At 58.4% G+C, this 14,887-nt stretch carries 15 protein-coding genes, 1 tRNA gene and 2 riboswitches; of the genes, 8 read left to right on the top strand and 8 right to left on the bottom strand.

Annotated elements, in window-relative coordinates; all coding sequences use genetic code 11:
- Positions 1-21: 21 nt before the first annotated feature.
- The 4 genes from ACIOU9_RS09080 to ACIOU9_RS09065 form a co-directional block, all read right to left on the bottom strand.
- Entirely contained in the window at positions 22-312 is a 291-nt protein-coding gene (locus ACIOU9_RS09080; protein ID WP_038990044.1) for a WXG100 family type VII secretion target, read from the bottom strand.
- Positions 313-423: 111 nt separating this feature from the next.
- A complete protein-coding gene (locus ACIOU9_RS09075) occupies positions 424-1,962 on the bottom strand; it encodes a HAMP domain-containing sensor histidine kinase (RefSeq protein ID WP_105659124.1) in 1,539 nt (512 codons plus the stop codon).
- Between the two features lie 52 nt (positions 1,963-2,014).
- Positions 2,015-2,722, bottom strand: a complete 708-nt coding sequence (locus ACIOU9_RS09070) for a response regulator transcription factor (protein WP_105659125.1) — start codon at positions 2,720-2,722, stop codon at positions 2,015-2,017.
- A gap of 58 nt (positions 2,723-2,780) precedes the next feature.
- Positions 2,781-2,999 (bottom strand): hypothetical protein, encoded by a 219-nt coding sequence (locus ACIOU9_RS09065; protein WP_105659126.1) that lies wholly within the window; start codon positions 2,997-2,999, stop codon positions 2,781-2,783.
- A gap of 254 nt (positions 3,000-3,253) precedes the next feature.
- Between ACIOU9_RS09065 and ACIOU9_RS09060 the strand changes: the two genes are divergently transcribed.
- Together ACIOU9_RS09060 and ACIOU9_RS09055 are read left to right on the top strand one after the other, a co-directional pair.
- Complete coding sequence (locus ACIOU9_RS09060) at positions 3,254-3,637, top strand: cold-shock protein (RefSeq protein WP_038990235.1); 384 nt, start codon at positions 3,254-3,256, stop codon at positions 3,635-3,637.
- A 3-nt stretch (positions 3,638-3,640) separates the two neighbouring features.
- A complete protein-coding gene (locus tag ACIOU9_RS09055) occupies positions 3,641-4,249 on the top strand; it encodes a DUF3027 domain-containing protein (protein ID WP_105659127.1) in 609 nt (202 codons plus the stop codon).
- 74 nt (positions 4,250-4,323) lie between these two features.
- Here ACIOU9_RS09055 and serC read toward each other — a convergent pair whose 3' ends face one another.
- Positions 4,324-5,445, bottom strand: coding sequence for a phosphoserine transaminase (gene serC, locus ACIOU9_RS09050; RefSeq protein ID WP_332730830.1), 1,122 nt, complete (start codon positions 5,443-5,445; stop codon positions 4,324-4,326).
- 260 nt (positions 5,446-5,705) lie between these two features.
- On the opposite strand from serC, the gene ACIOU9_RS09045 reads away from it, so the two are divergent.
- The 4 genes from ACIOU9_RS09045 (at position 5,706) to ACIOU9_RS09030 (ending at position 9,561) form a co-directional block, all read left to right on the top strand.
- Positions 5,706-6,404: a metal-dependent transcriptional regulator gene (locus ACIOU9_RS09045; protein WP_402696639.1), complete on the top strand. Its 699-nt coding sequence runs from the start codon at positions 5,706-5,708 to the stop codon at positions 6,402-6,404.
- A 104-nt stretch (positions 6,405-6,508) separates the two neighbouring features.
- Positions 6,509-6,659: riboswitch (cyclic di-AMP (ydaO/yuaA leader) on the top strand.
- Between the two features lie 4 nt (positions 6,660-6,663).
- Positions 6,664-7,710: a M23 family metallopeptidase gene (locus tag ACIOU9_RS09040; RefSeq protein WP_332487714.1), complete on the top strand. Its 1,047-nt coding sequence runs from the start codon at positions 6,664-6,666 to the stop codon at positions 7,708-7,710.
- 123 nt (positions 7,711-7,833) lie between these two features.
- Positions 7,834-8,004, top strand: a riboswitch (cyclic di-AMP (ydaO/yuaA leader).
- 3 nt (positions 8,005-8,007) lie between these two features.
- Positions 8,008-8,835 (top strand): C40 family peptidase, encoded by an 828-nt coding sequence (locus ACIOU9_RS09035; protein WP_105661598.1) that lies wholly within the window; start codon positions 8,008-8,010, stop codon positions 8,833-8,835.
- A gap of 189 nt (positions 8,836-9,024) precedes the next feature.
- A complete protein-coding gene (locus ACIOU9_RS09030) occupies positions 9,025-9,561 on the top strand; it encodes an HNH endonuclease (RefSeq protein ID WP_400291495.1) in 537 nt (178 codons plus the stop codon).
- A gap of 38 nt (positions 9,562-9,599) precedes the next feature.
- On the opposite strand, the gene ACIOU9_RS09025 is transcribed toward ACIOU9_RS09030, so the two are convergent.
- Entirely contained in the window at positions 9,600-10,010 is a 411-nt protein-coding gene (locus ACIOU9_RS09025) for an NUDIX domain-containing protein (protein ID WP_105659133.1), read from the bottom strand.
- A 187-nt stretch (positions 10,011-10,197) separates the two neighbouring features.
- Between ACIOU9_RS09025 and ACIOU9_RS09020 the strand changes: the two genes are divergently transcribed.
- The gene (locus ACIOU9_RS09020) at positions 10,198-11,427 is read left to right on the top strand and encodes an ROK family transcriptional regulator (protein ID WP_105661599.1); all 1,230 of its coding nucleotides are present in this window, start codon (positions 10,198-10,200) and stop codon (positions 11,425-11,427) included.
- Positions 11,428-11,548: 121 nt separating this feature from the next.
- On the opposite strand, the gene ACIOU9_RS09015 is transcribed toward ACIOU9_RS09020, so the two are convergent.
- Positions 11,549-11,622 (bottom strand) — tRNA-Arg (locus ACIOU9_RS09015).
- A 67-nt stretch (positions 11,623-11,689) separates the two neighbouring features.
- Positions 11,690-12,352: a hypothetical protein gene (locus tag ACIOU9_RS09010; protein ID WP_402696637.1), complete on the bottom strand. Its 663-nt coding sequence runs from the start codon at positions 12,350-12,352 to the stop codon at positions 11,690-11,692.
- Positions 12,353-12,435: 83 nt separating this feature from the next.
- On the opposite strand from ACIOU9_RS09010, the gene pcrA reads away from it, so the two are divergent.
- On the top strand, positions 12,436-14,814 hold the full coding sequence (gene pcrA / locus ACIOU9_RS09005; protein WP_105661600.1) for a DNA helicase PcrA: 2,379 nt from the start codon (positions 12,436-12,438) through the stop codon (positions 14,812-14,814).
- The last annotated feature ends 73 nt before the right edge of the window (positions 14,815-14,887 follow it).

The raw sequence follows: 14,887 nt of genomic DNA, 5'->3' as shown, positions 1-14,887 counted from the left end.
CGGCCGTCGCGTCTGCGGTTTTCAGTAACGGAACAGCGAGGTGTTGACCTGCTCGACCTCTTCGTACTGCATGGAGGCATGGTTCAAGGCCGTGGCAATGCTGCTCAGCGCCTCTTCGATCTGCACATGGGTTGAGCGCCATTCGGCCACGATCGACTGGAAGGAGGCCGCGGCGGAACCCTGCCAGGTGCTTTGCAACTGGTCCAAGTTCATTTGCATGGTCGAGACCTCATTGCGTAGCCGGTCAATGGTGTTCATGACGGCCTGGGATTTAACCTGCATCTCGCCGGTGTTGGTGGAGAACGTACTCACTGGAATCGTCCTTTCTGGAATGAGCGGTTTGATCACTGATGCACTCACCTTAGAAACACCACACCCCGTGCCGGGCAAAACCGGCACGGGGTGTGGAGAAAGCCATCGGCGCTAGTCTTCCGTATCGTCGACTTCCGGTGCTTTCGGTTCGCGCAGCGGCACGTAGGGCATGGAGATGGACATCGTGGCGCCACCGCCAGGGGTATCTGCCAACGCCACCGAACCTCCGTGCTGCTGGACGATGGCCGCAACAATGGCCAAGCCCAGGCCGGAACCGCCGGTCTCGCGTTGGCGCGAGCTATCGGAGCGGTAGAAGCGTTCAAAAATGCGCTTGGAATCCTCGGCCGGGATGCCCGGGCCGTGGTCGCGGATTTCAACGACCGCGTCCAGCGTTCCAGCCACCAATGAACGCACGCCGACGGCAATTTCCAAGGGGGAACCTTCCGGGGTGTAGCGCAGCGCGTTGGTGAGCAGGTTGGCGATGATCTGCCGGATGCGGGCATCATCACCGACGGTGCTCGCTGGGCTGGGGCGTTCGGACACGAGCCCCACAAGTTTGACGGTACGGTCCGGTGCACGGACCTTGGTGTCTTCCACCGCGTCCTGGCCCAGGACCAGCAAATCCACTGGCTGCTTTTCCATGGGGCGTTGCTCGTCCAGGCGGGCGAGCATCAAGAGGTCCTCAACCAGGCGGGCCATGCGCTTGGATTCGCTTTCGATGCGGCCCATCGCCGAGTCCATGGCCTCCGGATCCGCCAGCCCGCCGTAGCGGTAGAACTCCGAATAGCCCTGGATGGTGACCAGCGGGGTACGCAGCTCATGCGAGGCGTCCTGGATGAAGCGGCGCATCTTCTGCTCGGAAGCCTCGCGGTCGTTGAACGCCTTTTCAATTTGGGCCAGCATGGCGTTGAGCGAGCGCGAGAGCCTGCCCACTTCGGTCTCAGCGGGATAGTCCTTCACGCGCTGGGACAGATCGCCATCGGCGATCATCGACGCGGTGCGCTCCACATTGATCAGCGGCTTGAGCGAACGCCCGGTGAGCCCGTAGGCGATCATCGACATCAGCAGGGCCGCAAGCGTGCCGGTGGAGAGCACCAGCACCGCAGTTTGGCTGACGGTACGGTTCACATTATCCAGCGGCATGGACAAGAACAGGTTCAGCTCGCTGCTCTTCAACGGGATCATCACCGTACGCCAACCAGCGGAGGTGGGGAAGGCGCCGGGGACCGTAGCAGGGGAGTTCGGGTGGGCTGCCAGCTGCTGGATCTGTTCCATATTAAGCAGCGGCAGATCCGTGCCGTTGGAAGGACCGACCCGCGAACGCGGCATCACGTAGACGATCTCGCCGTCCTGGTCGCGAATGTCAGCGTAGGCGCTGCTGAGCCCGAGCAGCGTGGCATCGACATCCAAGGCGTCATGGCTGCCGTTGTCCTCGTTCAAGGAGTAGAGGTAGGCCTTGTTGAGCCCGTAGGCCATCGTCGACTTGGACACGTTCAGCTGCTTGTCGATCTGGCTGGTCATCGCGATCCTCAGCGTATGCGCTGAACCGATAGCGGTAGCGAAGATCGCGACGATCATCAGTCCAAACATGACCGCGACCAGTTTGGTCCGCAACGAGGTGCGACGCCACTGGGCTCGAAATGACTTCATATGCTGACTTTACAAGGCCTTCAATTATTGGCGCGGACCGTTACGTGTGCCGTTAGCGGCGGTCTGGGGTGCGCATCAGGTAGCCCACGCCACGCTTGGTCTGGATCAGTGCAGGCCACTCCGGGCGGTCGACCTTGCGACGCAGGTAGGAAATGTAGGATTCCACGATCGAGGCATCGCCGTTGAAGTCGTATTCCCAGACATGGTCCAAGATCTGCGACTTGGACAGTACGCGGTTCGGGTTCATCATCAGGTAGCGCAGCAGCTTGAACTCGGTGGGGGACAGGTCAATGATCTCCCCGGCACGGCGCACCTCGTGGGCGTCGTCATCCAGCTCCAGGTCGGCCACGATGATGGTCGCGTTCTCGTCCTCGCCATTGGCGGTACGGCGCAGGACGGCACGGATGCGGGCGACGACTTCATCCAGGCTGAATGGCTTGGTGACGTAGTCGTCGCCGCCGACGGTCAAGCCGGTGACCTTGTCGCTGGTGTCGTCGCGCGCGGTCAGGAACAGCACCGGGAAGTGGCGGCCAGCGGCGCGCAATTTCCGGGTAATGGTGAAACCGTCCATGTCAGGAAGCATGACGTCCAGGACGGCCAGGTCCGGCTCTTCGGCTTCAACGGCGGCGAGGGCTTCGCGTCCGTTGGCAGCAGCGACAACTTCGAAGCCTGCAAAGCGCAGGGAAGTGGAGAGCAGTTCGCGGATATTCGGCTCGTCATCGACAACGAGAAGTTTTGCCTCAGCAGTTTTTGGACTCATGGATTACAGTGTGCCGAAGAAGTCTGGGAGTCCGCTGAGTGAATGCTGAAGCGAGTGGCTAGCTTTTTCGGCGCCTGGCGACGTTTCCGAAGACCACGATGGCGGCCAGAATGAATGCCGTTGGCAAGCCCAAGCGCGCAAAGAGCATCAGCAGCGGCGGGATGGCGATCTCCTGGAAGTAGAAGACGAGGGTTCCGACCAGCGCCAAGGCGGAAAGGATGGCGATGATGATCGCCAATCGGGAAAGTGCAGTCATGGTTTTGGATGAATCGCTCACGCTACCAAGTTTAGCCCCGGAGCCATGGGCGACAGGCGGAATGCGAAGATTGCCGGGCAAAGATGAATTCACCGCACGAGAGATGACATAATCTTAGATAAAGGACTTGAAGCGATCCAGCAGATTGAGCACCCGGCAAGAAGCAGAGAAGAATTCCGGCAGTGGCTCCGCCGGATCGCACATATGAATATGCATGGCGCTGAGCAGGCCTCGGCCATGCAGCTTAGCTACAAGAACGAACGAGGTAAATGATCATGCCTAGCGGCAAGGTTAAGTGGTACGAAAAGGCCAAGGGCTTCGGCTTCATCACCGCCGAAGATGGCAAAGAGATCTACGTCAATGCCGCGGCATTGCCCGAAGGCGTGCATGACCTGCGCCCCGGAACCCGCCTGGAATTCGGCGTTGCCGAAGGCCGCCGCGGTCCACAGGCACTGAGCCTGCGCTTGCTCGAAGCCGCTCCATCGGTCGCACGTGCCAAGCGCAAGAAGCCCGAAGACGAGGCAGTGCTGATCGAAGATCTTATTAAGCTGCTCGACAACGTTTCCAATAGCTTGCGCAATGGGCGTTATCCTGAACAGGCATATGGCAAGAAGGTTGCTACCGTACTTCGTGCGGTAGCCGACGATCTGGACGCATAAATAATGGCCCGTAAACCCAAGTTGGACACCATCCTCGCCGAGGCAGTGGATACTGCTCGCGGCGCGCTCGCAGAAATTGCCGGTGCGTCAGAAATCGGCGAACACCTAGGCGTCACGGCGGAAGGTGAGCGACTTGTCACCCATCGTTTTGTCTCCCATAAGTCGGGATATCAAGGATGGACCTGGTTCGCCACGCTTGCGCGGGTCTCACGGGCAAAATCCAAGGACCTGACGGTTTGCGAAGTAGGCATTATTGCAGGGGAGCAGTCATTGCTCGCTCCGGCATGGGTGCCATGGGCCGACCGCCTGGCAAAGGAAGAGATTGAAGCGGCCAAGGCCGCCGAAGCCGCAGAGGACTTGGCCGGGACCGGCGGGGAAGCCGACGGTCCTGAAGCCACGGAGCCAGCGAAGGAGCCGGATCCATCGGATCCAGGCGCCGAGGCTCAGGATCCGCAGGCCGAAGTCGAAGCGGACGGCGCCGAAAATGACGATGACGCTGTGCAGCAGCATAAGTCGCCGGCACGTCGCCAGGTACGCCGCCGTCGCACGGCGCAGCGCACCGCAGCCCGTCGCCGGGCAGCGCAGCGTAATCGCACGCGCAAGGAAAACTAGGCAATAGCGGCAAAGACCTTCGCACAACGATGATGAATCGTTGTGCGAAGGTCTTTGGCTTTAATCGAGGGTTCTTAGAGCTGCTCGATCACGTAGTCGATGCACTTGAGCAGTGCTTCGACGTCGCTTGGCTCGATCGCAACGAAGGTGGCGATCCGCAGCTGGTTGCGGCCCAGCTTGCGGTATGGTTCCACGTCGACAACGCCGTTAGCGCGCAGTGCCTTGGCAATTGCCGAGGCATCGACCGAGTCATCGAAGTCAATGGTGGAGATGACGTTCGAGCGGTGCGCTGGGTCGGCCACATAAGGGGAAGCGATTTCGGAAGCCTCGGCCCAAGCCCGGATCATCCCTGCGGACTGTGCCGTGCGCGCTGCCGCCCACTTCAGGCCGCCGTTGGCATTGATCCACTTGATCTGCGCATCCAGGCCCACAAGAGTGGTCAGCGATGGCGTGTTGTAGGTCTGGTTCTTCAAGGAGTTATCCAGCGCGGTCGCCAGGTTCAAGAAGTCGGGGATCCAGCGGTCGGTTGCTGCAATTTCCTCGATGCGGGCAATCGCGGCGGGAGAAACGAAGGCCAGCCACAGGCCGCCGTCGGAAGCGAAGTTCTTCTGCGGAGCGAAGTAGTACACGTCGGTCTCGGACAGATCCACGTCCAGGCCTCCGGCGGCGCTGGTGGCGTCAATGACTACCAGTGCATCGTCGTTGGCGCCAACAACGCGCTTGATCGGCGCCGCGGCACCGGTTGAGGTCTCATTGTGCGGCCACGCGTAGAGGTCTACGCCGGCTTCGGCTACGGGTTCAGGTACGGTGCCCGGCTCGCCGACAATGATGGAGGAAGGTTCCAGGAATGGAGCCTTGTCGGTGGCTTTGGCGAACTTCGAGCCGAATTCGCCGAAGGACAGGTGCTGCGCCTTGGAACGGACCAGGCTGAATGCAGCGGCATCCCAGAACGCGGTGGATCCACCCACGCCGAGAAGAACTTCGTAACCCTCTGGTGCGCTGAACATTTCCTTCAGGCCGTCCTGAACCGAAGCTACGAGGTTCTTGACCGGAGCCTGGCGGTGGGAGGTGCCTAGCAGTTCGGCGCCGGCATCGACGATGGCCTGGATCTGTTCTGCGCGAACCTTGGAAGGTCCTGCACCGAATCGACCATCGGCGGGCAGAAGGTTTTCTGGAATGTTGATATCCGTGCTCATCGCGCTCCTCTTGTAGCGATAGATTGAAGTGCCATAACGGCCACCATTACCCATGGTTTGGAATATTGACAGATAGCCTTGGCGTTTCAATAGATATCTTCGCAAATAGCGGGGTGTCGTGAGAAAAGCGCGTCGGTCGGTTACGCCGAGGGCTTGGCGGGTTACAGGGCTTTCTGCAGCTCCGACCAAGTAGAGTGGGATATCGACGCCACGTAAATTTCGAGCGAACTTAATTGTTGTGACTTCCAGGAGCGACTGCCGTGTCTGATCTTATCGATACAACTGAGATGTATCTGCGTACCATTCTTGAGCTTCAAGAAGAGGAAATCGTGGCATTGCGCGCCCGAATTGCAGAGCGTCTTGGCCACTCGGGCCCAACCGTGTCGCAGACGGTTGCTCGCATGGAACGAGACGGCCTGGTTATCGTATCGACCGATCGCCACCTTGCATTGACCGAAAAAGGTCACGAGCTGGCTACGGGCGTGATGCGCAAGCACCGCTTGGCGGAGCGCCTGTTGTCGGACATCATTGGGTTGGACTGGGAGTACGTGCACGATGAGGCGTGCCGCTGGGAACACGTGATGAGCGAACGCGTCGAGCGTCGGCTCTTTGATCTTCTGGGCAAGCCAACAGTGTCGCCCTACGGCAACCCAATTCCGGGCCTGGAAGTCCTCGGTGGCCCCAATGTGGGCGAAATCTCACATGCAGTAGAGAACTTGGATGATGCCCTGCTGTCCGGAAACATCGGCCCAGTGGCAATTGAGCGCCTGGCCGAACCGATCCAAACGGACCCAATCCTGCTCGGACAACTGAACGAAGGTGGAATCCGCCCAGGTGCGATTGTCACCTTGGAGCGCGCCGACGACTACGTTGTAGTGCGCGTGGACGGCATCGAAGGCGCCCTGGAGCTGCCGGTCGAGGTCAGCGCACACGTATTTGTAAAGTCTCAGAAAAGATAACGAAATTGTAACTTTCGGCGTTGACAGGTAGCGTTAAGCCTTGGAGCTAGTGATCTAGTTAGCTCTATCCATTTTTGGTGCGACCGCCTAGTGTTGCCCTGCGCCAGAAACGGTCACCAAATCTTGAGGGCAATAACGGGGGACCCACTTTCCGGCGTGCAAACGCCTTGGGGTGAAGTTCTGCGACAAGCAGGCCGGCTGATTCTCAATAGCCGAACCCGACAGCTAACTTCGTAGGCGCAACAGTGAGAGGAATGTTTTGGTAGAAACCAAGACTGCGGGACGTCGCCGCGCTGCCGGCGTCGAAGTAGATGTGATTGCAGAAGTCACCGCTTCGACTGCTGAGCGTAACGGCGGGCGCCGAGCAGCACGTGCTGCTGCCACCGTCCCTATGATTGCACCGGTCAAGCCGGTACATGAAGATTTCGTTGGTCGACGATTCGACTCCATGCAGCGCTACGGTGTTGCTCCTAACCAGACCCTGCTGGCCGGCAAGGATACCGCGAGCAACGTCGTTGCATTGCCAGGAGCTGTTCAAGCCCCTGCCAGCAAGCCTGCCCCGATCGAAGCAGCAGGCAATGTCGAGTTCATTTATAGCCTCAAGTCCAAGGTTCAGAAATCCACCCACCGTGGATTCGCCCACAAGGTGGCAGCCGTAGCCGCCGTTTCGGGTTTGGCGCTTGCCGCCGTAACTCCACAGCTCTCCGGCAGCGCGGAGGAGAACAAGGCCGTTGAGGTCGCAGCTCAGCGCACCGCCACTTCCGCAGTTGTAGATGTAACTGCACCTACCGGCAATGCGGAACTGTCCGTGGAGCGTGCAGCTTTGACTTCCGAGCTGAACACCGAAGTTGCCAAGGAAGAGAAGTTCGCCGAGATCATGACCGCTTCGGGCGGTAGCGTTACGGCCATCAAGGACACCTCGGGATTGCTCGGCGCACCGGTCACCACGAAGCGCATCACCTCCACGTTCGGGCACCGCAAGAATCCAACCGGTCCAGGTTTCATGATTCACAGCGGCACCGACTACGGTGTGCCAAGCGGTACCAAGGTCTACGCGGCAGCTGACGGTGTTGTGACTGTCTCGGGTTGGGCTGGGCACTCCGGTAACCGCATCACCCTTGACCACGGCAACGGCCTGGAGACCGGTTACAGCCACAACAGCCAGCTGGTTGTGAAGGTTGGCCAGAAAGTTAAGCGCGGTGACGTTGTTGCGTTGGCCGGCAGCACTGGCAACTCAACCGGTCCTCACGTGCACTTCGAAGTGATCGTTGACGGTCAGTTCAAAGACCCAGCAGGTTGGTTATAACGACGTTCGTCACCATTCCGTGATCAAAACGTGACATTTCAAAAAACTTCCTATAGTCTTGTATGCGTGCCATGGGGATCCCTGGGCATCATTGCGTGAGAACCGAGCACTGCCAACACGCAATGAGTAGTTATACACAACTCGTACGGCAGTGGCGGGGGAACCAATATCGGGTCGTTAGTTTTGGCTAACAACCCTAGGGGTGAAGTGGATAGAGAAGGCAACTTCGAATCCACCGAGGTAACTCCACTTCGAACCCGACAGCTTACCTCGTAGGTATCAAGGAGAGGCAATATTTTGACCAAGAGTCATGCACGCGGACGTCGCCGCGCCGACGTTCCACGCACCAACTCGCTACAGGCGATTTCACAGGCCGTAGCATCCAACGCTGGCTCGGTAGGCCGCCAGGCCGCCGTTGTCGCTGCAGCATCCGGCTTGATCGTCACTCTGGGCGTGCCTGGCCAGGCAACTGCACCACGTGACGTTTCTGCATCGCCTGTTGACACCATCAATCCAGAGCGTGTTGCAGTCAAGGCAGTAAAGGTAGCTGCTGACAAGAAGGCTGATGTCGCAATCGAGCGCGCCAGCTTCACCGCTGAAGAGAAGCCAGAGCCTGTTGTCATTGCAGTTTCGAATGACATCACCCCAACTACCCGCAGCAGCAACTCGGGTAACTCTGATTCGATGGCCCCGATGACTCGTCAGAGCCGTTCGGGTGGACAGGAATCGGCTCCGCAGCAGAAGGCTCAGCCAAAGGCTGAAACTCCTGTTCAGACCTCCAACCTTTCCGGCATCGCAGGCACCGCTGCCAAGTACGTGGGCGTTCCATACGTATGGGGTGGCAACGGTCCAAGTGGCTGGGATTGCTCCGGCTTCGTCAAGTACGTCTACGCGCAGCACGGCATCAACATTGCTCGCGGCACCTCGGCCATCCTCGGATCCGGCCAGTTCGTCCGCACCAGCAACCCTAAGCCAGGCGACTTGGTATTCCAGAACGGTGGCGGCCACGTCGGCATCTACCTGGGCGGCGGCCAGATGATCGGCGCGCAGAACCCAACCGTGGACACCATGATCCACTCGGTTTCGCGCAACCCGCTGTACGGCTACTACACCCTAGCTGGCTAAGCTTCAAAGCTTTTCATAGGCCATCGGATGAGAAAGACATCCGATGGCCTATGTTCGTTTAACCAGTTGAACTCTGGGCATCAGAACGATGAAAAGAAGACAATTTCTTGGTTAGGTACCCACCAATAATCCGAAGCATCGCATAGGCTAGCGCTTAGAGACACTCCGAGCAGAACGCGAGCTCCATCAATGCCAGATGGTGGCCATCGGTTCATGAAGGTAGTACGAGCAATGCGAACTTTGGTATTAAACGCAGGATACGAACCACTAGCAGTTGTGACGTTCCGTCGAGCACTAGTGCTAGTCATGACCGAAAAAGCGAGCATCGTTCTCCAAGATGATCTCGCCCCCATCCGCAGTTCTCATGGAGATCTACCTCGGCCAACTGTCATCGTTCTGAAACGCTATGTACGACGCCCCTACAGGGACATGCAACATGTCACTCGTAGGGGCGTTCTGCGTAGAGACGCTTTTACCTGCGCGTATTGCGGCAAAGCTGCCAATACGATTGACCACGTGATTCCCCGCAGCAGGGGAGGCCAGAACACCTGGGAGAACCTCGTGGCCGCTTGCCTGCTATGCAATAGCCGCAAAGCGGACAAGATGCTCTCGCAACTGGGCTGGCAACTGCGTATTACACCTCATCGTCCACGCGTTGCTGGCCATCTGGTTTCGGGACTGCAGCACGTTGATGCGGCATGGGACGAATACTTGCACGCAAGCTAGCCGCTGGCCTGATGCTGCTGGGAGGAACCCAGCGGCGCCTATTTTTTGCTGCGTTCAATGGCTAGCGGCAGGACGCGGTCGCGAAGCAACGGAGCTAGATCGTCGCGTTCCAGGGCCACCTGCGGGTCGATCCACAGCAGCTCCTCCAATTCCGCTAACGGGACGAGTTCGCCATCGAAGGCTGCGCTGTATAAAGAGGCGCGGATCATCGTCTCCGCCTCGTTGGCAGCCGGTCCGATCCATTCGCCGTCGTATTGCAGCTCGTCAGCGGTGAAGCTGAGGCCCAATTCTTCACGAATTTCTCGAATGATAGTTTGTAACGCTGTTTCCCCGGCTTCGGGTTTGCCGCCAGGTTGCATGAACTTCGTCGTTCCACGCTTGCGAACCAGGAGAATTTCTCCTTGGTTGTTGATTAAACACGCCGCTGAGATCGTCAAATTTTTCTTCACTAAAACACAATATCGCGTGTTTACAGGAGTTAGAGATGGTAACGTGCTTAATTGGATCTCCAACGGTTTTAGTTCTAGTTCACCATGGTTACTTTACTCGCAGTATCTAACCGAAGTATTGATGACTACCGAAAACGTTGGAATTGAAAGATCGATCCATCAACTTTACAGATCTATGGAGCAATAAATGCGACGGGGTACAAATCTAGGACGCTTGGGAGACTTCAACCAAGCCGTAATTCTTGAGTCAATTCGACGGGCACCAGAAGGAATTAGCCGCGTTGAACTGGCCGGTTCGACTGGTCTGTCCCCACAGACCATTTCCAATGTTGTCCGCCGTTTGCTGGATGACGGAATCGTCCGAGAAGACCGCACGATCGTCTCCGGACCAGGTAAGCCTCGCACCGTTCTGGAGCTCGAAGGCAACCGTCTTGTTTCCATTGGCATCCACCTGGACCCCAGCGTGCTGACCTTCGTCGCAATGAACCTGCGCGGCGAGGTCCTGCGCGAACGCCGCATCGAAGTTCCCAACCTCGAAGTAGCTACCGAAACTGTCCAGCTCATGGCAACTACCGTTAAGGAACTCATTGCCGAGATCCGCGTGCCGAAGAAGCACATCGTCGGTGTCGGCATTGCTGTTCCGGGTCCAGTAAACGTCGAAGAAGGAGTGGTGCTGAACCCGCCACTGCTCGATGGCTGGGCAGATGTTGAACTGGTGAACCCACTGCGCAAGCTCTTGCGCCTGCAGGTCATCATCGAAAAGGACACCATCGCTTCAGCAGTTGGCGAACTGTGGCAGTCCAAGGAAGAGAAGAACAACGACTTCGTCTTCATTTACTGCGGTCACGGCTTCGGCGCTGGCCTGGTATTCAACGGCGATGTCCACCACGGTGCAAGCAACAACGCTGGCGAAATCGGCCACTACTCAACCGGTTACAAATCTGTGGCCTGCGAACAATGCGGTGCGGAGGATTGCCTCGCTTCCGGCACCTCCTACGAATTCATCGCTGCGCAGGCCAAGGAACGCGGGCTGGAACTGCCAAGCTACGAAATCGTTGGCCCGGAACAGCGGGCTGCCGGAATGAACCGCCTCTACGAGCTGGCTCACGAAGGAAACAAGGTCGCCAAGGAACTGGTCACCGAAGCCATGATCAAGGTTGGCGAAGTTGCCGGCCAGCTTGCCAACTCGCTGGACGTTCGCGAAGTCGTCTTCGGCGGTCCACAGTGGGAAAAGGTATCCGAGCTGGTCGACGATCAAGTCCGCGACGCCATTGGCCGCCGCTTCGCCCTGCGCGGAGTGCATGAAATCGAAACCCGCACCTCCGAGCTCGGCTCCAACGTCGGCGCCATCGGTGGCGCTTGCGTGGTCATGGACGCTTCGCTGTCGCCAAAGGCGACCGCATTGCTGCTGCGTTAAGCGAGACTCATACTAAGCACTGCGGGTACGTTCCAGATGGAACGTACCCGCAGTGCTTAACTCCGTAGTAACGACAAGAGCCTTGTTTCCCGTCCGAGGACTGGAAACAAGGCTCTAGTTGTGCCCCTGGCCGGAATCGAACCGACGGCCTACCCTTTAGGAGAGGGTCGCTCTATCCTACTGAGCTACAGGGGCATGGGCGTGAAAACACCAACAACACTATCTTACTAGGATGTCCCGGGTGTAATTCCCACGCACTGGCTTAGGCAGTACCCTCACGAATTGCGAGCATCTTTGCCTTGAGCGCACGATTGGCACGGATAGCGCCAAGACCCACAACAAGACCCGCAGTGATGATCAGCAGTGCCCAGCGGATGGTCGTGAGGATCGATGCCAAAACGACAGCTCCTTCACTGAGGTCTCCAGTGAACAGGGCATCAATTGCGAAGTTCTCCCAAATATCAATTGCCGCGAAGCCCAGCGGGGCAACCCAAGCCAGCCAACGCGTCTGGCGGTGAGGAATCCAGCGGATGAACAACAGCATGGAGAAGACCGCAGTAAACATCGGGAAGAGGAAACCAGCGGTCTTGTGCAAGTAGTTGAGCTGGCCAACAGCATCTTCATCCATGGCGCCACGCAATGCTTCTATGTCGCTTACGGTGTAGCCGAAAATACGCTGATCGGGCATCGCCAGGGAATCGCTGAGGTCCTGCATCTGCACCATCGTGAGCAGATGGTAGTACGCGAATAGCGCAGCGCACATGATCAAGCCCACCGAGATCAGCAGCATCGGGTTCGAACTGTTCTCGTGGGAGGTGCTTTGCACCTTGCCTGGCCCCATGTTCATGCCGCGCGGCGCGTTCGGCGCCTGGGCGAACTGCTGGGGCTTGCGGTATTCCTTGGTTTTCCTGACCTTCTTTGCCATATCTTCTATTATGCCCGGCCAATAGCGTGGGCTTTCCCGCTCACACTGAAAGTGTCCGGCGCTCCACGTAGACTGGCTACATCATGGATTTCCTTTTTGACGATTTCGCCCCGGATACCGCACAGCAGGTCATGCCCACTGCTGAGGAGCTTTTGGTCGGCATGAACCCGCAGCAGGAAGAAGCAGTTCGTTATGCTGGGGGTCCGTTGCTGATCGTGGCCGGCGCTGGTTCAGGAAAGACCCGTGTGCTCACGCACCGCATTGCCTACCTCCTGGCGACCGGACGTGCTCGGCCGCACGAAATCCTGGCGATCACCTTCACCAACAAGGCCGCTGCCGAAATGCGCGAACGAGCCGCTGAGCTTATTGGCGACGAGCAAGCGAAGAAGATGTGGATCTCTACTTTCCACTCCTCATGCGTGCGTATTTTGCGTCGCGAGGCGGCCACCATTGGAATGAAATCCAACTTCTCAATCTACGACTCCACGGATTCCTTGCGCCTGATCACCTTAGTCGCCAAATCTTTGGAGATCGACCCGAAGCGTTTCACGCCCAAGGCAATTGCCCACAAGATCTCCTCGTTGAAAAATGAGCTGATAGATGATGAAGACTACGCGGCGACGATCAATACCAATGATCCGTTCTCGCGAGCCGTTTCCGAGGTCTACCGCGGTTACACCCGCCGCCTGCGCGCTGCCAACGCCATGGACTTCGACGACCTGATTGGACAGGTCGTCTACATGTTCCGTGCGTTCCCGCGAGTGGCCGATAACTACCGCCGCCGGTTCCGCCATGTGCTCATTGACGAATACCAGGATACTAACCACGCCCAGTACTCGCTGGTGCGTGAACTCACCGGTGCCGAAGGTGATACCGTCCCAGGCGAACTGACCGTTGTCGGCGACTCCGACCAGTCGATTTACGCTTTCCGCGGTGCCGATATCCGCAACATCGTCGACTTCGAAAAGGACTATCCGAACGCGGCAACCATCAAGCTGGAACAGAACTATCGTTCCACCCAGACGATTCTGTCCGCGGCCAACGAGGTCATCAAGCGAAACCCCGACCGCAATGACAAGAAGCTGTGGACTGCCAGCGGCGACGGCGAGAAGATCACCGGTTATGTTGGGGAGTCAGAATCCGACGAAGCACGCTGGATTGCCGAAGAAATACTTCGCTTGAACGATGACGAGGATGTCCGCCCGGGCGACGTGGCGATCTTCTACCGCACTAACGCCCAATCGCGTGCACTGGAAGAACAGCTGATGCGCGTGGACCTGAAGTACCGCGTAGTCGGCGGCACCAGGTTCTACGACCGCAAGGAAATCAAGGACGCACTGGCCTACCTGCGCGCCTTGGTGAACCCGGATGATGACATCAACGTCCGCCGAATCCTCAACGAGCCCAAGCGCGGCATCGGCGACCGTGCCGAAGGCGCCGTGGCAGCGTTGGCTGAACGGGATCGCGTTTCCTTCATGGACGCATTGCGCCGTTCGGATGAAGCACCAGGCTTGGGAACCCGCGGAATCAAGATGACTGCTGCGTTTGTCTCCATGATGGATGACTTGAAGACCGTGGCGGAAGGCTCAGGGCCGGCAGAGGCCCTTGAAGCAGTGCTGGAACAGACCGGATACCTGGAGACCCTTCGGCTCTCCTCGGATCCGCAGGATGAGTCGCGGGTGGAGAACCTCGCCGAATTGGTCGCCGTGGTCCGGGACTACGTGAACGAAGAACCGGAAGGCGGTCTCGAAGGGTTCCTGGAGCGCGTGGCGCTCGTAGCCGATGCCGACCAGATTCCAGAGGCTCCCAGCGATGATGAGGGAGCAGCAATGGCCGTGCAGGAAGGCGTGGTCACCTTGATGACCCTGCATACTGCCAAGGGCTTGGAATTCCCGGTGGTCTTCCTGACGGGCATGGAGCACGGTGTCTTCCCGCACCAGCGTTCCATGACCGACGAAAAGGAACTGGCCGAGGAACGCCGCCTGGCCTATGTCGGACTGACCCGTGCCCGTGAACGCCTGTACCTGACCCGTGCCGAACAGCGCAGCCTCTGGGGGCAGGCCCAGTACAACCCTGCGAGCCAGTTCCTGGAAGAGGTTCCGGGCGAGCTGATCGACTGGAAGAGCGAGGGCTCTGGCGGTGGAATGGGCTTCGGTTTCGGTAACGCAGCGGTGAATTTCGCCACGAGCAGATATGAACGTGGCAGCCACTGGGGTGCAGGTTCGGCATCGGCGCAACCGGTGCGAGGGCACAACGCCGCCCCTATTTCCAAGACGCGAGTTGTGCAGAATAAGGACATTACCATCCCAGAAGTCGGGCAGAATGTTAAGCATTCCTCGTTTGGCTTGGGCACTGTTATTGCTTTAGAAGGCGCAGGCGACAAGACGGTGGCCAAGGTGCAGTTCCCGGACTCTGAGAAGAGGCTATTGCTGCGCTATGCACCGCTAGAAATCGTGGACTAGCCAACCGGCCCTCCGTGTTTCCTGCGTCACATTCGGCTGCTTTGCTGCAGGACCCGCGAGTTTCTCTACGTGT

Origin of the sequence: Glutamicibacter sp. NPDC087583 (genome assembly GCF_044743685.1) — a bacterium.
Classification (GTDB): domain Bacteria; phylum Actinomycetota; class Actinomycetes; order Actinomycetales; family Micrococcaceae; genus Glutamicibacter.
Note: the sequence above shows the minus strand (reverse complement) of the source record. Positions and strands in the feature narration are given on the sequence as shown.